Here is a 17008-nt window from a genome sequence, read left to right as displayed (position 1 = left end):
ACGTGGAGAGTGCGATTCGGAAGACCCGGAGGGGTAAGTTTGCCGACCGTCCCCTCCGGGTCTGATTTCCACCCTGGACCATCCGCCGCCCGTTCGGGTATGTGTGGGGTTGTAATAGGGTCACTACAGATCTCGCTGGGGGAGACGTGAATGGCGATCATGAATGAGTTTCGGCACACCCTGCGGTTGCGGCGGACCGAGAAAGGGCTGTCGCAGGACGCTCTCGGCTCGCAGGTGCACGTGACCGGTTCGCAGATCGGTCACTACGAGACCGGGCGGTCGCTGCCACCGGACGACGTGGCGGTCAACCTGGACCGGGTGCTCGGCACCGGCACCGAGCTGCGGGATCAGGCCGCGCGGGCCCGCGACGAGGCGGTCGCCCCGTGGATGCGGCCGTGGAAGCTCAACGAGTCCCGCGCGGTGCAGCTGCGCTGGTTCGAGCATTCGCTGATTCCGGGCCTGTTGCAGACCGAGGCGTACGCCCGGGAGGTGATTGCCGCCGGGACGCACACCGAGGTGCAGGTCGAGGAGATGACCCGGGAGCGGCTGGAGCGGCAGGCGGCGGCCCTGGAACGGGCGCACCCGCACCCGGTGCCGCTGACCGCGATCATCGGCGAGGCCGCGCTGCGGATCGGCCCGCCGACGATCATGAAGGACCAGTTGGAACATCTGGTCGACATCGGCCATCGGCAGACCGTGCACGTCCGGGTCCTGCCCTTCTCCGCCGGGCTGCATCCGGGCCTGACCGGGGCGTTCGTCTTGGCGACCCTGCCCGACGGTGGGACGGCGGCGTACATTGAAGACCAGACTGCGGGGCGGGTCTGCGAGACCGCGGACAAGCTCCGCCATCTGGTGCTCGCCTGGGAGATGATCTGCGCGCGGGCACTACCCTGTGACCAGTCCCGTGACCTCATCCTGAAGGTGATCGATGAGCATGAGCGAGCCAGTGTGGCGCACCTCCACCCGTAGCGGCAGCAACGGCGGCGCCTGTGTCGAGGTCGCCGACAATCTCCCCGGCCGGGTCCTCGTCCGGGACACCAAGGACCGTGCCGGCGGGACGTTGACTTTCGCCCCGTCGGCCTGGTCCAGCTTCGTCGCCTCGACCAAGCGTCCCACCGTTGCCGCCTGACCGGACCACCAGTCGCGTTTGATGATCAGGTGAGGCTCATCCACGTCATCATCGACGATTTACGTGGATGAGCCTCACCTGATCATGTTCGGCTCAATGGGTGAGGTGCAGGAGGCGACGCACCACGTCGACGGACTGGGGTCGGTGGGTGGTTCGATTCCGACCTGACTGAGCGCAGCGCTGCCCAGGCCGAGCGGATCGCGCAGGCGCTCGCCGGGCGGTTGGCGGCCGATGCCGCCGTCGAGGTGCGCTCGTCCGACCTGCTGCGCGCCCGGCGCACCGCTGAGGTAGTCGGGAAGCGGCTCGGGGTCTAGGTGCAGCTCGACGCCGACCTGCGTGAGAAGTTCTACGGCGAGGCTGGTGGGCGTCCGCAGGCGTGGCTGGACGAACGCTTCATTGCACCGCCCGTCGTGGGGGAACGGATGCGTCACGACGAGGGGATCTCCGGCGCTGAGACGAGATGGGACCTGGCTGTGCGGGCCTACGCCGCGCTTGAGCGCATAGTGCACTCAGGAGCAGACCAGCAGGTCGTGGTGACCCACGGAGGCACGGCCACCTTCCTGGTCACGGCCTGGATCGGCGTGCCGATCGACTCAGCAGGTCTGGCGAGTTTCCGCTTCTCTCCCGGAGGCATCACCCTGCTGCGCGAAGACGACTACTTCCACAACCGTACGGTCGTGCAGCTCAACGGTCTCGATCATCTGGTCTGATACCCGAGTTCAGCTCCGAGTCCGGGTCAGCCCTGGGCGCGGAGCCGCCGGTACGCCGCGTCCAGCTCCGCGACCGATGGTGCGCCGGTGGGCAGCGGCTGCCAGAAGTCGGCGTCGGGGGTGGCCGTCACGTCGACCCGGTTGCCGTCGGCGGTGTCGAAGCCGAGCCGCCAGGCGTGCAGATACGTGCGTAACCCATTGGCGGCGGCCGTACGGTCGAACAGCGGGTCACCGACGATCGGGTGCCCGATCCAGGCCAGGTGCACCCGGATCTGGTGGCGTCGGCCGGTGAGCGGCGCGACGGCGAGCAGCCGGTGCGTGGCGTCGGCCGGGTCCGCCGTACCGGCGTCGGTTGCCGGCGTACCGGATCCGGTGGTGACCCCGTCGGACCCGGCGGTGACGTCGGTCAGCCGGCTCTGCGACGGATAGGTCTTGACGTGGTCGAACTCGGCCCCGGCGGGGAGCGACCAGCGTGCGGTGGTGGCGTCGAAGCCGATGTCGGCGCGGTTGCCGGCGACCCGGACCCGGTTCTTGCGGCCGACGCTCAGCGGCAGGTCGACCACGCCGACCTCGGGCAGCGCCGCGCGAGCGGCATCGGTGGCGGAGCCGACGTCGGCGGCGGCGACCACGGCCAGATAGACCTTTTCCACGGTACGGCGGTTGAACTGCCGGGTCAGGTCGCCGTGATGGGCCAGCTCCTTGGCGAACAGGATCGCCCCGGAGGTGTTCTTGTCGATGCGGTGCACCGGGAAGACCGGCTCACCGGCCTCCTCGGCGAGGCGGGCCAGGTCGGTGCCGTGCCGCTCGCCCATCACCGACACGCCGGGAGGCTTGTTCAGCACCAGGGCGGTGTCGTCCTCGAACAGGACGGCACCGGCGCGAAGTTCGGTCCACAGGTTCACCGGTGCCCGAGGATACGCCGCACGTGGCGGCGTGCCCTCGGCGCACCCGTGATCGCATCAAGGGGCGATGGTTGCCTGGACGACTCAGGCGGTGGTGGACCAGATCGCGGTGAATGCGGCGGCCTCACCGGCCAGCCAGCGCTCCACCTGGTCGGGGCGGGAGGTGACATCCGGACGCCGGAACGTGGTGCCGCGTCGCAGGTCGACCAGGACCGGCTCGGCACGCGGCAGCACCTGGTCCATGTGCCGGGCCATCAGGTGCAGGGTCGCGGTGTACGCGTCGGGGCTCGGTGGCTGATCGTCGAAGTGGATCCGGACCGCTTCGGCGTGCCCGTCGGCGTACCGCAGGCCGAAGTGTGGGTTGATCTTGACGGGGAGGTTGCCGACCATGCCCAGGGCGTCGTGGGTCTGTGCCAGCTCCACCTGGCTCAGGTCTCCCAGCGTCTCCAGATAGCGCTGGGCACCCGGGACGAGGGTGGCGTACAGCGGCTGCCAGCGCTGGGCGACCTGCCCGACCACGGCGGCCAGGTGGCTGCCGCCGGTGCGGAACCGGATGTCGGCCTTGAGCGCCTTGACCAGTTGCCCGTGCGGGTTGAACCCGGAGCGGCTGGCCCGCTGCCGGCGCAACCCGCCGACGAAGGTCGCCTTGGCCGGCCCGGACTGCCCGACATACCGGGTGAAACCGAGCAGGGTCGCGTACGGAACCGGGGTGGGGTTGGTCGGTGCGGCGGTAGGGCTCGAAGTGGCGGCAGGAGGGGGTGCGATCACGGCGTTCCTTCCCAGGTCAGGAGCCGGATTAGTACACCCATTCTAATCGAGAAGTGACGCTGCGCCCAGTCTTTGATCACGCTGCGCCGACGGCGTGGTTGACAAGCCTGGCTAATGCTGTTAGCTTACTAGCTATCTAAATTAGCTAACGGTCTGGAGGTCGTGATGACCGCGTACCTGTCCCTCGACGGCGGGCGCATCGCCTACGAGGTCACCGGCGACGGCCCACTCGTGGTCCTCGCGCCCGGCATGGGCGAGAGCCGCTCCGCGTACCGGTTCGTCGTCCCGCAGCTGGTCGCGGCCGGCTACCGGGTCGCCGCCACCGACCTGCGGGGCACCGGCGAATCCAGTATCGGCTGGCCGGCGTACTCCCGTACCGACATCGCCGGCGACCTGGTCGCGCTGATCCGGCACCTGGGTGGTCCGGCCGTGCTGGTCGGGCACTCGATCTCCGGCGGGGCGGCCACCATCGCCGCTGCCACCGCGCCCGAGCTGATCACCGCCGTTGTCGAGCTCGCACCGTTCACCCGGAAACAGTCGATCAGCCTCGGCGATCTGCGCGTCAAGCGGTACCGGCAGGGCATGACCCGGCTGCTGGGCGCGGGCATGTTCGGCAGCGTCGGACAGTGGCTGCGCTACCTCGACGTCGCCTTCCCCGGGCGCCGGCCGGCCGACTGGTCCGAGCAGCTGGCCCGGACCGAGGCCCGCCTACGTGAGTCCGGCCGGATGAAGGTCCTGCAGAAGATGGGCCAGTCCAGCCCGGCCGACGCCGGAGCGCAGCTCGGCAACGTCCGCAGCCGCGTACTGATCATCGAGGGGACGCTCGACCCCGACTGGGCCGACCCGCGCGCCGAAGGTGAGGCGATCGTCGCGGCGCTGCCGGCCGGCCTCGGTACGGTGGCGAACATCGACGGAGCCGGGCACTACCCGCACACCCAGTTCCCCGACGAGGTGGTCGCGCACATCCTTGCGTTCCTCGCCGAGACGGCCCGGGTCGAGGACCGGTCCTGACCGATCCGAGAACCCGTCCTGACCGGACACCGCAGGGTGGCATCATCGGCAGATGGACAGCGCGGCGATCCGGGGCAACGTCCGTACCGTCGTCGGGCTGGTCGGTGTCGCGTTGGTCCTGGCCGCGGTCGTCAGCCTGACGCCGCGCGGTGGGCCGGCGGCGGCCGGGTCGTGGCAGCCGCCCGCTGGTCATGTCCTCGCGGACACCGTCGAGCTGGGCGACGACCGCGCGTTGCGGCTGTGGACGAAGCCGGGCGCGTGGTACGTGGAGCGCCTGATCGACGGGCAGCACGAGGAAATCATCGGCGCCAGCGTCGGAGGTGACCGGTACACCGTCACCGAGGTGTTCGAGGCGTACGTCGGCACCGTCCCGCGCGCCGAGGCTCAAGCGGTCTCGGTCCGGTCCCCGGGCGGTGCGGCGGTCCGCGCCGAGGTCAATGACGGCGTCTTCATCGTCGGTGGCCGGGTCGCCGATGCGGGAGAGAACCGGTTGCTCGTCACCACACTGGACGCGGCCGGCGTGCGGGTCGGCGGTGAGACCGAGGTCCCGATCGCCGGGCGTCCAGTGCGGTGACGAACAGGTGGCGGTGCTAGCGGGTGGATCGCCCGGTCGGGTCGGACCTGGTCGCGGAAAGGAACGCCGACCAGGCGGTCGGTGCGAAGGCCAGCGTGCCGCCGTCGCGGTCCTTGGTGTCCCGGACCAGCACCCGCCCAGGCAGGTTCTCGGCGACCTCCACGCAGCTTGTGCTGTCGCTGTGCGTGCTCTTGTGCCACCGGGGCGCGGTGCTTATGTCCATCTCTCAGCCGTCCTCATGATCAGTTCTAGGCTCTGCGGGCCAGATAGAGCGTAGTCGCGGATGCTCTCCCAGGTGCGTTCCAGACTGGTCGCGTCGTCCGGATTTTCTACGACTCGCCCCTGCAGGTAGCCCTCCAGGTAACCGACGGATCTGCCGTCGACGGTGGCGATGACGAACGGCCCGTCCAGCCCCGGGTACGCCCCGGCATCGGCCGGGACCACCTGGACCCGGATATTGGGCTGCTCGCAGGCGGCGACGACCGCCGTGAGTTGTTCGTGCATCACGCACGGGTCGCCGACCCGGCGGTGCAGGACGCTCTCGTCGATCACGGCGACGAGTTGGCACGAGTCAGGCAGCCGGTGGAGGATCTCCTGCCGGTCGAGCCGGGTGGCCAACGCGACGTCCATCGCCTCGCCGCGCACGCCGTACGCCATCAGCACGGCGCGGGCGTACGCCTCGGTCTGCAGCAGCCCGGGCACCGCCAGCGGTTGGAAGACCCGGATGAGGGTCGCCTTGCCCTCCTGTTCGATGAACGGTCGGTACCAGACCGGGGCGCGTTCGCCGACGACGAATTCGCGATAGAATTTCACGAACGCGGTGCCGAATGCCCGGTCCACCGCACTCAGATAGTCGGGTAGCGCCGGCCGTTCGCCGCGTTCGATCGAGCCGACGTGTGATGTCGAGAAGTGGATGCGCTCGCCCCACGCTTCCTGGGTGAGCCCGAGCATCTCACGGACGCGGCGCAGTTCTCCTACCAGATATTCACTCCCGCTCACAATACCTTCACATCCCTCAACTTACCGCTGTTATGTATGTGATCTTGCGAGCGTCACCGGCTCGCTACACCAGGTCATCGCCTATCTTCCATTGATGCCATCCCACAGTCCAGGGTGGAAGACGACGGCGGACGTCCGGTCCGCGACCGACCTGGGAGGGACCAGATGCTGAGGAACGACGGAATCGGCGGCACGCCACGTCTGGCCCGCTACACCGCGATCGGCGTACCGCGCGGCAACCGGCACGCCGAACCGACTCCGAACCGGGCTGCGTTGCTCAAACGCAACCCCGGGGTCGCCGTGCTGCACCGGGCCCGCGACATCGTCACCACGCACCTGCCCAGCCGGCTCGGCGAATGCCGGGTGTGCGGGGCGGCGGCCATGTGCGAACCATTCACCAAAGCGATGGCCGTGCTGGACCGCTGGGATCCGGTGCGCGCCCGCCGCGTCCGGTCGGTCCTGGAGTACGCCGGCCTGTGGCCGGACGCCTCATCCGGCCCGCCGCCGGAGGCCGACCGTCAGAGCTGACCGACCGTCAGAGCTGACCGACGTCGGTGATCCGTACCACCGCCGCCCCGGCCTCGTCCGAGGCGGCGAGGTCGACCTCGGCGCTGATGCCCCAGTCGTGGTCGGCGGCCGGGTCGGCGAAGATCTGCCGGACCAGCCAGCGCTCCCGCTCCTGCGTGATCATCAGCAGCGCCGGGCCACGGGCGTCCGGACCGGTGCCGATCTCGTCGTGCTCGGCGAAGTAGCCGTCCAGCGCGTCGGCCCAGGCGTCGGCGTCCCACCCGGTCCCGGCGTCCAGCTCACCCAACTCGTCGTAGCGGCGCAGAGCCGCCAGCTCCACCCGCCGGAACATCGCGTTGCGCACCAGCACCCGGAACGCCCGCAGGTTGCCGGTGACCGCTGGCGGCCGGTCGTCGACCACGACCGGCGTATCCGGATCCGTCGGATTGCGCAGCCGCTCCCACTCGTCGATCAGGCTGGAGTCGACCTGGCGGACCAGCTCACCGAGCCACTCGATGAGGTCGATCAGCTCCTCGGTCTTGGCGTCGTCGGGCACCGTCTGACGCAGCGCCCGGTACGCGTCGGCCAGGTACCGCAGCACCAGACCCTCCGAGCGGGACAACCCGTAGAAGCTGACGTACTCGGTGAACGTCATCGCGCGTTCGTACATGTCGCGGACGACGGCCTTGGGTGCCACCTCGTGGTCGGCCACCCAGGGATGACCCCGCCGGTACGTCTCGTACGCCACCTCCAACAGCTCGGCCAGCGGCTTCGGGTGGGTCACCTGGTCGAGCAGTTCGAGGCGGGCCTCGTACTCGATGCCGTCGGCCTTCATCTGCGCCACCGCCTCGCCGCGCGCCTTGTGCTGCTGCGCGGAGAGGATCTGCCGGGGGTCGTCCAGGGTCGCCTCGATGATCGACAACACGTCCAGGGCGTACGTCGGGGACTCGACGTCGAGCAGTTCCAACGAGGCGAGCGCGAACGGCGACAGCGGCTGGTTGAGCGCGAAGTCCAACTGCAGGTCCACGGTGAGCCGGACCCGCCGGCCCTCGGCGTCGGGCTCCGGCAGCTGCTCGACCACACCGCCGGCACGCAGCGCACGGTAGATCGCGATCGCCCGGCGGATGTGCCGGCGCTGCGCCGCCCGGTCCTCGTGGTTGTCGGTCAGCAGGTGCCGCATGGCCGCGAACGCGTCACCCGGGCGGCTGATCACGTTGAGCAGCATCGCGTGGCTGACCTGGAAGCTGGAGGTCAGCGGCTCCGGTTCGGCTTCGATCAGCCGGTCGAAGGTGGGTCGACCCCAGCCGATCGACCCCTCCGGCGGCTTCTTGCGCACCACCTTGCGGCGCTTCTTCGGGTCGTCACCGGCCTTGGCCAGGGCCTTCTCATTGTCGATGACGTGCTCCGGGGCCTGCACCACGACGGTGCCCAGGGTGTCGAACCCGGCCCGGCCGGCCCGCCCGGCGATCTGGTGGAACTCCCGTGCCTTGAGCAGCCGGGTGCGTACCCCGTCGTACTTGGACAGACCGGTGAACAGCACCGTACGGATCGGCACGTTGATCCCCACGCCGAGGGTGTCCGTACCGCAGATGACCTTGAGCAGTCCGGCCTGGGCGAGGGTCTCCACGAGCCGCCGGTACTTGGGCAGCATGCCGGCGTGGTGCACCCCGATGCCGTGGCGGACCAGCCGGGACAGGGTGCGCCCGAACCCGGAGGTGAACCGGAAGTTGCCGATCGCCGCAGCGATCGCGTCCTTCTCCGCCCGGGTGCAGACGTTGATGCTCATCAGCGCCTGGGCGCGTTCCAGCGCCGCCGCCTGGGTGAAGTGGACCACGTACACCGGCGCCTGGTGGGTGCTGAGCAGCTCCTCCAGGGTCTCGTGCAGCGGGGTCATCGCGTACGAGTAGATCAGCGGCACCGGCCGCTGCGCGGAGGCGACCACGGCGGTGGCCCGCCCGGTACGCCGGGTCAGGTCGTCGACGAACCTGGTGACGTCGCCCAACGTGGCCGACATCAGCACGAACTGGGCCTGCGGCAGCTCGATCAGCGGCACCTGCCAGGCCCAGCCCCGGTCCGGTTCGGCGTAGAAGTGGAACTCGTCCATCACCACCTGGCCGACGTCGGCGTCGGCACCGTCGCGCAACGCCAGGTTGGCCAGGATCTCGGCGGTGCAGCAGATGATCGGCGCGTCGGCGTTGACGCTGGCGTCACCGGTGAGCATGCCGACGTTGGCCGGGCCGAAGACGTCACAGAGCGCGAAGAACTTCTCCGACACCAGGGCCTTGATCGGCGCGGTGTAGAAGGTGACCCGGTCGTCGGCCAGGGCGGCGAAGTGCGCGCCGGTGGCGACCAGGCTCTTGCCCGACCCGGTCGGGGTGTTCAGGATGACGTTCGCCCCGGAGACGATCTCGATGAGCGCCTCTTCCTGGTGCGGGTACAGCGCCAGGCCCCGGCCGGCGGCCCACTCGGCGAACCTTTCGTAGACGGCGTCCGGGTCGGCGTCGCGCGGCAGCAGGTCGGTGAGGGTCGGGGTGGTCTGCGTCATAGTCGTTCCATCGTGCCCGTCGCGGCCCGCGCCGACCAAAGCGGGGGGCACACTCACCCGTCAGCGGTGTCGAAAGATCGTTCGAAGACGAGGTCGTACGCCGGCCGGCCGGCCCGCACGCCGCGCCGTTCGAACTTCGTCTGCGGCCGGTACGCCGGTCGGGGCGCGTACCCGTCGTGCGTGTTGACCAGCTCCGGGTCGGCGGTCAGCGTCGCCAGCATCACCTCGGCGTACGGGGCCCAGTCGGTGGCGCAGTGCAGCCGCCCGCCCCGACGCAGCCGGGAGCGCAGCAGCGCCACGTGGGCCGGTTGGATCAGCCGGCGCTTGTGGTGGCGTGCCTTGGGCCAGGGGTCCGGGAAGTAGGCGTGCACCGCGTCCAGGCTCTGCTCCGGCAGACAGCGGCGGGCCAGGTCGAGGGCGTCGCCGACGGCGACCCGTACGTTGGTCAGCTCCCGCTGCTCGATCAGCGCCAGCAGGTGGGCGATGCCGGGGGTGTGCACCTCGACGGCGAGGTAGTCGCGGTCGGGGTCGGCGGCCGCCATCTCGGCCGTGGCGTCGCCCATGCCGAAGCCGATCTCCAGCACCACCGGCGCGGTCCGGCCGAACACCGCCGGCAGGTCCAGCGGCGCCGGCAGTTCGGCCACGGTCGTCGCGTACGCGGCGAACAGCCGGTCGAGGGCGTCGTGGTGCCGGCCGCTGAGCCGGCCCCGGCGCGGATGGTACGTGCGGATGCTCACGTGACGGCAGCCTATATCCGACACAGTGCGTGTCCGGGGTGTCATCCAGGGCAGCGGGGTGGGAGGATCGGCGGCAGGGCCGCGAGGAGGATGGTGACCCGATGTCCGTACGTCGTTCGTCCGCTGCCGTCGTGCTCGGCGCCGCCCTGGGCCTGGCGACCGGGGTCGCCCTCGTGGTCGGAGGCGGGCTGGCCGGTGCGGCACCGGCCCACGCCGCGAACGTGTTCGTCGAGTTGAATCCGAGCACGGTCGAGTCCGGTTACCTGGTGGGCATCCGGGCGAGCTGCACCGACAACACCGCGTCGGCCACTGTGGAGTCGGACGCGTTCGGCACGGTCGAGGTGCACCCGCAGTTCGAGGTGCTCACAGCGGCGGTGACGGTGCCGGCAGGGACCGAGGCCGGCAGCTACCGGGTGCGGCTGAACTGCCCGGACGACCGGTCGGCGGCGACCACGCTGTACGTGCTCGACCCGACCCGGCCCAGCCGCGGCCCGGCGACCGGGTTCGGCGGCACCGCCGGCGACGGCGGCGACGGTGGACTGCGTACCGGCGTCGGGGTGGTCGCGTTGGCCGCCGCCGGCGTGCTCGGCGTGCTGACCCTGCGCCGTCGCCGCGCGGCCTGACCGCGACGGCCAGGGGGGAGGACAGCGGGCGTGGCGAAGGGTGGTCGGCGCAATTGGACCGGGCCGGTAGCGCTGCTGCTCGGGCTGTTCGGCGTGTTCATGATCGCCTTCGGCGACGGTAACTGGCGGGACCTGCTGGCCGGTGGCAACAATCCACCACCTCGGGAGTTTCCGGTGCTGGAGCCGAGCCGGCCGATCCGGATCGCCATCCCGTCACTCGACGTGCGGGCCCCGGTGCACGCGGTCGGGGTCGCCGACGACGGGTCGATCGCCGTACCGTCGCTGCGGCGGCACAACCAGGCCGGCTGGTACGACCGGGGACCGACCCCCGGCCAGTTCGGTCCGGCGATCATCGTCGGGCACGCCGACACCCGCGACGGTCCGTCGGTGTTCCACGAGTTGGCCGACATCGCGCCGGGCGCGACGGTCGAGGTGACCCGTCGGGACCGCACCGTCGCCATCTTCGAGGTGAACTCGGTGACGCACCACGCCAAGGACGCGTTGCCGATCGAGCAGGTGTACGGCGACTACACCCGGCCCGGCCTGCGACTGATCACCTGCGGGGGCGAGTGGCGCGGCGACGGCATCGGCTACGCCGACAACATCGTGGTCTTCGCCTCGTTGGTCGACGTCCGCGATAGCTGACCCGACGACCGGGTGAACCGTTGCGCGGCGACCGCCGTACCCCAGGGCATGACCCGTCCGATCCGTCGTGCGCCGACGACCCGCCCGTGTCCGGGGTCGACTCCGCGTCCGATGTCGAGGGCGTCGGTGACTGCCGGGGCGGGTGCCGGCCGGCGGTAGCCCCACCCCGGCCCACTCCGGGGCGGCCCGCGCGGACGAGCCTTCACCACCGCCGGCCGCCCCGGGGTGTCCCGCCATCCGGAAGGCGGAAAGATGACCAGCACAACCTGCAGCACCGAGGAGGAGTCATGAGCCAGACGGCGCAGATCGGGGTCACCGGTCTGGGGGTGATGGGTCGCAACCTGGCCCGGAACCTCGCGCGGCACGGCCATGTGGTGGCGGTCCACAACCGGTCGGTCGGCCGGACCAAGGAGATGATGGCCGAGTTCGGCCACGAGGGCACGTTCCTGCCGGCGGAGAGCCCGGCGGAGTTCGTGGCCTCGCTGGAACGCCCGCGTCGTGTGGTGATCATGGTGAACGCGGGTGCCGCCACCGACGCCGTGATCAACGAGTTCGCGCCCCTGCTGGAGCCGGACGACATGATCATCGACGGTGGCAACGCGCACTTCCTGGACACTCGTCGGCGCGAGGCCGAGCTGCGCGAACGCGGCCTGCACTTCGTCGGCACCGGGGTCTCCGGCGGTGAGGAGGGCGCGCTGCACGGGCCGAGCATCATGCCGGGCGGGTCCGAGGAGTCGTACGCCGCGCTCGGCCCGCTGCTGGAGGACATCTCCGCCAAGGTCGACGGCGCGCCGTGCTGCGTGCGGATCGGCCCGGACGGTGCCGGCCACTTCGTCAAGATGGTGCACAACGGCATCGAGTACGCCGACATGCAGCTCATCGGTGAGGCGTACGACCTGCTGCGCCGCGCCGGCGGACTCAGCCCGGCGCAGATCGCCGACGTGTTCCGTAGCTGGAACGCCGGTCGGCTCTCCTCGTACCTGATCGAGATCACCGCCGAGGTGCTCGGCCACACCGACGTGGCCACCGGCAAGCCGTTCGTCGACGTCGTGCTCGACCAGGCGGGGCAGAAGGGCACCGGGCGGTGGACCGTCCAGGGCGCGTTGGACCTCGGGGTGCCGGTGAGCGGCATCTCGGAGGCCGTGTTCGCCCGGGCGTTGTCCGGCCACGCCGACATCCGCGCCGCCGCCGCCGACCTGCCGGGCCCGGTGGAGAGCTGGGCCGGTTCGGCCGACGAACTGATCGCCGATGTCGAGCAGGCGCTGTACGCGTCGAAGATCGTCGCGTACGCGCAGGGTTTCCACCAGATCCAGGCCGGCAGCGCCGAGTACGACTGGAACATCGACCTGGGTGCGGTGGCCAGGATCTGGCGGGGCGGCTGCATCATCCGGGCCGCCTTCCTGGACCGGATCCGGGCGGCGTACGACGCGGCACCGCAGCTGCCGACGCTGTTGACCGACGGCTACTTCGCCGAGGCGCTCGCCGGCGCCCAGCAGGGCTGGCGTCGGGTGGTCGCCACCGCCGCGCAGATCGGTGTGCCGGCTCCCGGGTTCGCGTCCGCGCTGGCCTACTACGACGGGCTGCGTGCCCCCCGGCTGCCGGCTGCCCTGATCCAGGGGCAGCGGGACTTCTTCGGTGCGCACACCTACCGCCGGGTCGACGCCGAGGGCAGCTTCCACGTGCTCTGGGCCGGCGACCGCAGCGAGGTCGAGTCCCGCTGACCGCCGGACGGTCGACCGTGGTGGCACCGGCGCAGGCCGGCGCCACCACGGTCGCCGACCGGGGCAGTGTTCAGTCCAGGTCGACGACGATCGGGGCGTGGTCGGACGGCCCCGGTCCCTTGCGGGCGTCGCGGTCGACGTACGCCGACCGGACCCGCCGGTTGACGGCGGAGCTGGCGTAGACCAGGTCGATCCGCATGCCCATGTTCTTCGGGAACATCCCGGCCCGGTAGTCCCAGTAGGTGTACGGGTGTGGGCCCTTCATCGGCTGTGGCACGACGTCGACCAGCCCGAGGGCGAGCAGGTCCGCCAGCGCGGCCCGCTCGGCCGGGGTGACGTGGGTGGAGCCGGCGAAGACGGCCGGATCCCACACGTCGGCGTCGGTCGGCGCGACGTTGAAGTCGCCGCAGACGATCAGCTGCGGTCCGGCCTCGGCGGCGAGCGCGTCGCGCAGTCCGGCCAGCCAGGCCAGTTTGTACTGGTAGTGCGGCGAGTCGAGAGTACGCCCGTTCGGGACGTACACCGACCAGACCCGGACTCCGGCGCAGTCGGCCGAGACGGCCCTCGCCTCGGGGTCCGGGAAACCCGGTTCGCCGACGAATCCGGTGCGTACCTCATCGAGGCCGACCCGGGACAGGACGGCGACCCCGTTCCACCGGCCGTCGCCGTGCGCGGCGACGGCGTAGCCGAGCTCCGCGACGGCGTCGGTCGGGAACGCCGCCGCCGGACACTTCGTCTCCTGCAGGCAGACGACGTCCGGCGCGCTGTCGGCCAGCCAGCCCAGCAGCCGGGGTAGCCGCGCCTTGACCGAGTTGACGTTCCAGGTGGCGATGCGCACCGGGGGCTCAGCCGGAACCGGGCAGGTCACCGGGGCGGGTCTGCTCGGCCAGGAAACGCTCCAGCTCGGCGCCGAGCTCGTCGGCGGTGGGCAACGGGCCGTTCGGCTCGGCGAGCAGGTTGGCGCTGCCGCGTCCCCTGGTGAACGTGTCGTACTGCTCCTCCAGGGCGCTGACCAGGGAGACGGCCTCCTCGGTCTGGGCGACCTGCCGGTCGATGTCCTCGCGGACCGTCTCGGCCGCCTCGTGCAGCTGCTCGGTCGGCAGCAGCAGACCGGTGGTGCGGGACACCGAGTTGAGCAGCATCTCGGCGGCGGCCGGGTACTCGGCCTGCGCGACGTAGTGCGGCACGTGCACGGCGAAGCCGACGGCGTCGTGCCCCTGCTGGCCGAGGCGGTACTCCAGCAGGTGCCCGGCGCTGCCGGGGACCTGGACCCGCTGCAGCCACGGTTCGTAGCCGCTGATCAGCTCACGCCGGCTGGCGTGCGCGGTGATCCCGGTGGGCCGGGTGTGCGGCACGGCCATCGGGATGGCGTTCAGGCCGATCGTGGTGCCGACGTTGAGCCGTCGGGCCACGGCGATCACCGCCGCCGTGAACCGCTCCCACTGCAGATCCGGTTCCGGCCCGCCGAGCAGCAGGAACGGGGTGCCGGCGTCGTCGCGCATCAGGTGCACCTCGAGCCGGGGCTCGTCGTAGTGCTCCCAGTGGTCCTCGACGAAGAGCATCACCGGCCGCCGCGACCGGTAGTCGAGCAGCTGGTCGATGTCGAACGTCGCCACGACCTCGTGCTCGAGGCTGGTGAGCAGGTGCTCCCGGGCGAGGCGGGTCGCGTTCCCGGCGTCGACGAAGCCCGTCATCGCCTGGATCAGCACCGGCTGGCCGAGCTCGGGCAACTCGTCGACGATGTTGTAGAGCTCGTGTGGGTCGAGCACCGGGCGCAACCTCCTGTCGGAAACGGTACGGCGGGCTGTCGAAACGGTACGGTGCGGACGACATCCCTGTAGTCAGCAACGCTAGTCCTACGCCGACGCATTCCGCTTTCCCGGGCACTGATGTGGCGTACCGGAAGTCGCGACCCGCCAGCCATGCCGCTACTTGGAGTTAATTCTTGACTCCTTTCGGTTATGGATCATGGTGGCCGGCCGGCCGGCGGACGTCGGCGTCGGCGGATCGGTTGGTCGACGGCTACGAAGGGTTGATGGAGGCGGGGGAGGGGTCGGGGTTCCGATATCTGCGAGGTCTTCGCCACTCTGGTGGGCACCCTGGCTGAATTCCCGAAATTTATGATTTATCCGCATCGACCGGTCGTGTCGACGACTCCCCGGTCCTGACCGATTACTCAGTGCAGGATTGTGGCCTCGATCACAAGATCACTGTAGGTAATCGGGGTGCGGCCTGCCTAGCCTCGTCGAATGCCTGATGACCACACCACAAGGAACGAGGACGCCACCCTGAGTCGCGATAGCCGTTCGGCTGATGTCGCCTCAGGTGTCGGGCCAACCGGCGCGCTACGGGCCGCCGCCGTCGCCGGGTGGGAGCGCCTGCGCGAACAGCGCCCGTCGGGCCGGCTCGTCGTCGCCGCCGTCGTCGTCTGCGCGCTCGGCGTCGTCGCGGCCGTCGAGTCGACCGACGCCACGTCGACGGCTTCGGTGTCGGAGGCGGACCTGCAGCGCCGGGCCGAGGCGCTCGACGACGCCACCCGTGCCAAGCGCCCGGACCCGGGCACCGACCCCGCCGCGGCCGCCGTCGCGGCGGCCGACCCCGCCGCCCAGTCGGCGGCCGACGCCACCGACGCGCCGGCCACGGACGCCACCGACGAGCCGGCGGCGGCCGACCCGGACCTGACCACGGAGTCCCCCGCGCCGGCCGAGTCGCCGACCGCCGAGCCCACCCCGACCACCATCGCCCCGGTAGCCGGCCTCTCCCAGGTGCAGATGGACAACGCCACCATGATCGTCGACGCCGGTCTGGCCCTGCAGATGCCCCGTCGGGCGATGGTGATCGCGGTGGCCACCGCGATGCAGGAATCCACCCTGCTCAACCGGGCCAGCGAGGTGCTGCCGGAGTCCAAGAACTACCCGCACCAGGGCACCGGCTGGGACCACGACTCGGTCGGGCTGTTCCAGCAGCGGACCAGCACCGGCTGGGGCGCGGTCGCCGACCTGATGAACCCCACGTACGCGGCGACCCAGTTCTACCTGGCCCTGCAGCGGGTCCCCGGCTGGGAGCAGCTGCGCCTGACCGAGGCGGCCCAGGCCGTGCAGGTGTCGGCCTACCCCGAGCACTACGCCCAGCACGAGACGGCGGCCGACGCCGTGGTCACCGCCATCCTCGCGACACGCTGAGCGCGTACCCGATCCTGATTCCTCCCCCTCAAGGCGGGCGGCCTGGTCATTCGGCCAGGCCGCTCGCCGCATACGCCACCTCGGCCAGCAGATTCTGGCCGTCCGTGTCCGGGTGGAAGTAGTCGAGCTGGTTCAGATCGCCGAGCCGGAACTGCGCCTCGTACGCGGCGCCGCCGTCGAACCGGCAGCGGTCGCCGTACGCCTGACAGGCCCGGGCCAGCTCGGCGTTGTACGCCGCCACCCGCTCGCGGACGGCGGCCCGCCGCTGCGTCGCCGCCCCGTCGGTGGCGGTCGGGTCGGCCAGCATCGACGGGCACACCCCCCGGTTCCAGGCCCGGACCGCCCGCTCCTGGTCGTGCCCGAGCTCCCACAGCCGGTGCAGGTCCGGGATGCTCAGCACCAGGACCTCCGCCTCGGGCAGCCCGTCGCGCAGCACCCGCAACCCCCGGTCGACGTCGGCCCGGAACGCGTCGACCGGCGTCATGTCGGTCACCGACGACCGGCAGGCGTCGTTCGCGCCGATGAGCACCGTCACGTACGCCGCCGACACCTCCACCGCCGACGCCGCCTGATCGGCCAGCGCCGCCGCCCGTGCCCCGGGCACCGCGAAGTTGTGGTCCTGCCCCCGGATCCGGTCGTCGGCGTCCAGCACCCGCCGGTACAGGCTCTCCACTCGGAAACCGTCCCCTGTGGACCACGAGTTGCGGTGACAGGCGGTCAGCACGATGCAGGAGCCGTACCCGGCGGTGATGGAGTCGCCCAGCGCCGCGATCGACGTCGGCAGGTCGGCCCGGGGCGGTGGTGGTGGTGGTGGGTCGTCCGGCGTACCGTCGCCGTCTCCGGCCTCGCAGGCGAGGGCGACCAGTGCGCAGATCGCGGCGGCCCCGGCCACCCACCGTCGGTGCACGGTACCTCCTGGGCGTCAGCTGGCAGTGACGACCGTGTCACTATATGC

Annotated in this window: 18 protein-coding genes and 1 pseudogene; 10 read left to right on the top strand and 9 right to left on the bottom strand. The window is 70.9% G+C overall.

Annotated elements, in window-relative coordinates; translation table 11 throughout:
• Positions 1 to 150 precede the first annotated feature (150 nt).
• The 3 genes and pseudogenes from O7608_RS23820 to O7608_RS23810 all read left to right on the top strand — a co-directional run bounded on the left by O7608_RS23820 (position 151) and on the right by O7608_RS23810 (position 1839).
• Positions 151 to 969, top strand: coding sequence for a helix-turn-helix domain-containing protein (locus O7608_RS23820; RefSeq protein WP_289206704.1), 819 nt, complete (start codon positions 151 to 153; stop codon positions 967 to 969).
• Entirely contained in the window at positions 929 to 1129 is a 201-nt protein-coding gene (locus tag O7608_RS23815) for a DUF397 domain-containing protein (protein WP_289206703.1), read from the top strand. Before O7608_RS23820 ends, O7608_RS23815 begins: the two co-directional genes overlap by 41 nt.
• A 164-nt stretch (positions 1130 to 1293) precedes the next feature.
• A pseudogene (locus O7608_RS23810) lies at positions 1294 to 1839 on the top strand (histidine phosphatase family protein).
• A 26-nt stretch (positions 1840 to 1865) separates the two neighbouring features.
• On the opposite strand, the gene O7608_RS23805 reads toward O7608_RS23810, so the two are convergent.
• Positions 1866 to 2741, bottom strand: a complete 876-nt coding sequence (locus O7608_RS23805) for an RluA family pseudouridine synthase (protein ID WP_289206702.1) — start codon at positions 2739 to 2741, stop codon at positions 1866 to 1868.
• Between the two features lie 84 nt (positions 2742 to 2825).
• Positions 2826 to 3506, bottom strand: coding sequence for a hypothetical protein (locus O7608_RS23800; protein WP_289211011.1), 681 nt, complete (start codon positions 3504 to 3506; stop codon positions 2826 to 2828).
• A gap of 168 nt (positions 3507 to 3674) precedes the next feature.
• On the opposite strand from O7608_RS23800, the gene O7608_RS23795 reads away from it, so the two are divergent.
• Together O7608_RS23795 and O7608_RS23790 are read left to right on the top strand one after the other, a co-directional pair.
• Entirely contained in the window at positions 3675 to 4520 is an 846-nt protein-coding gene (locus O7608_RS23795) for an alpha/beta fold hydrolase (protein WP_289206701.1), read from the top strand.
• Positions 4521 to 4572: 52 nt separating this feature from the next.
• Entirely contained in the window at positions 4573 to 5094 is a 522-nt protein-coding gene (locus tag O7608_RS23790; RefSeq protein ID WP_289206700.1) for a hypothetical protein, read from the top strand.
• Positions 5095 to 5110: 16 nt separating this feature from the next.
• Here the strand turns inward: O7608_RS23790 and O7608_RS23785 are convergent, their stop codons facing one another.
• Both O7608_RS23785 and O7608_RS23780 read right to left on the bottom strand, forming a co-directional pair.
• Complete coding sequence (locus tag O7608_RS23785; protein ID WP_289206699.1) at positions 5111 to 5317, bottom strand: DUF397 domain-containing protein; 207 nt, start codon at positions 5315 to 5317, stop codon at positions 5111 to 5113.
• Positions 5308 to 6093, bottom strand: coding sequence for a helix-turn-helix domain-containing protein (locus O7608_RS23780; RefSeq protein WP_289206698.1), 786 nt, complete (start codon positions 6091 to 6093; stop codon positions 5308 to 5310). The genes O7608_RS23785 and O7608_RS23780 overlap by 10 nt, the downstream gene beginning before the upstream one ends.
• Positions 6094 to 6258: 165 nt before the next feature.
• Between O7608_RS23780 and O7608_RS23775 the strand changes: the two genes are divergently transcribed.
• A complete protein-coding gene (locus O7608_RS23775; protein ID WP_289206697.1) occupies positions 6259 to 6621 on the top strand; it encodes a hypothetical protein in 363 nt (120 codons plus the stop codon).
• A gap of 7 nt (positions 6622 to 6628) precedes the next feature.
• On the opposite strand, the gene O7608_RS23770 is transcribed toward O7608_RS23775, so the two are convergent.
• Together O7608_RS23770 and trmB are read right to left on the bottom strand one after the other, a co-directional pair.
• Positions 6629 to 9145, bottom strand: coding sequence for a DEAD/DEAH box helicase (locus O7608_RS23770; RefSeq protein WP_289206696.1), 2517 nt, complete (start codon positions 9143 to 9145; stop codon positions 6629 to 6631).
• Between the two features lie 53 nt (positions 9146 to 9198).
• Positions 9199 to 9882 (bottom strand): tRNA (guanosine(46)-N7)-methyltransferase TrmB, encoded by a 684-nt coding sequence (gene trmB / locus O7608_RS23765; protein ID WP_421356992.1) that lies wholly within the window; start codon positions 9880 to 9882, stop codon positions 9199 to 9201.
• Between the two features lie 101 nt (positions 9883 to 9983).
• Here trmB and O7608_RS23760 point away from each other — a divergent pair, with 101 nt between their 5' ends.
• From O7608_RS23760 to gnd, 3 genes are all read left to right on the top strand, one after another.
• Entirely contained in the window at positions 9984 to 10505 is a 522-nt protein-coding gene (locus tag O7608_RS23760) for a hypothetical protein (protein WP_289206694.1), read from the top strand.
• A 30-nt stretch (positions 10506 to 10535) separates the two neighbouring features.
• The gene (locus tag O7608_RS23755; RefSeq protein ID WP_289206693.1) at positions 10536 to 11150 is read left to right on the top strand and encodes a class F sortase; all 615 of its coding nucleotides are present in this window, start codon (positions 10536 to 10538) and stop codon (positions 11148 to 11150) included.
• 287 nt (positions 11151 to 11437) lie between these two features.
• The gene (gene gnd / locus O7608_RS23750) at positions 11438 to 12871 is read left to right on the top strand and encodes an NADP-dependent phosphogluconate dehydrogenase (RefSeq protein WP_289206692.1); all 1434 of its coding nucleotides are present in this window, start codon (positions 11438 to 11440) and stop codon (positions 12869 to 12871) included.
• Between the two features lie 70 nt (positions 12872 to 12941).
• Here the strand turns inward: gnd and O7608_RS23745 are convergent, their stop codons facing one another.
• Both O7608_RS23745 and O7608_RS23740 read right to left on the bottom strand, forming a co-directional pair.
• Complete coding sequence (locus tag O7608_RS23745) at positions 12942 to 13709, bottom strand: exodeoxyribonuclease III (protein WP_289206691.1); 768 nt, start codon at positions 13707 to 13709, stop codon at positions 12942 to 12944.
• A gap of 7 nt (positions 13710 to 13716) precedes the next feature.
• Positions 13717 to 14640, bottom strand: a complete 924-nt coding sequence (locus O7608_RS23740; RefSeq protein ID WP_289206690.1) for a proteasome assembly chaperone family protein — start codon at positions 14638 to 14640, stop codon at positions 13717 to 13719.
• 480 nt (positions 14641 to 15120) lie between these two features.
• Between O7608_RS23740 and O7608_RS23735 the strand changes: the two genes are divergently transcribed.
• Positions 15121 to 16053 (top strand): hypothetical protein, encoded by a 933-nt coding sequence (locus O7608_RS23735; protein WP_289206689.1) that lies wholly within the window; start codon positions 15121 to 15123, stop codon positions 16051 to 16053.
• 46 nt (positions 16054 to 16099) lie between these two features.
• On the opposite strand, the gene O7608_RS23730 is transcribed toward O7608_RS23735, so the two are convergent.
• Complete coding sequence (locus O7608_RS23730) at positions 16100 to 16960, bottom strand: SGNH/GDSL hydrolase family protein (RefSeq protein WP_289206688.1); 861 nt, start codon at positions 16958 to 16960, stop codon at positions 16100 to 16102.
• Positions 16961 to 17008 lie beyond the last annotated feature (48 nt).

The sequence above is a fragment of the Solwaraspora sp. WMMA2056 genome, assembly GCF_030345095.1.
GTDB lineage: Bacteria > Actinomycetota > Actinomycetes > Mycobacteriales > Micromonosporaceae > Micromonospora_E.
This window is presented reverse-complemented; position numbering and strand designations above follow the sequence as displayed.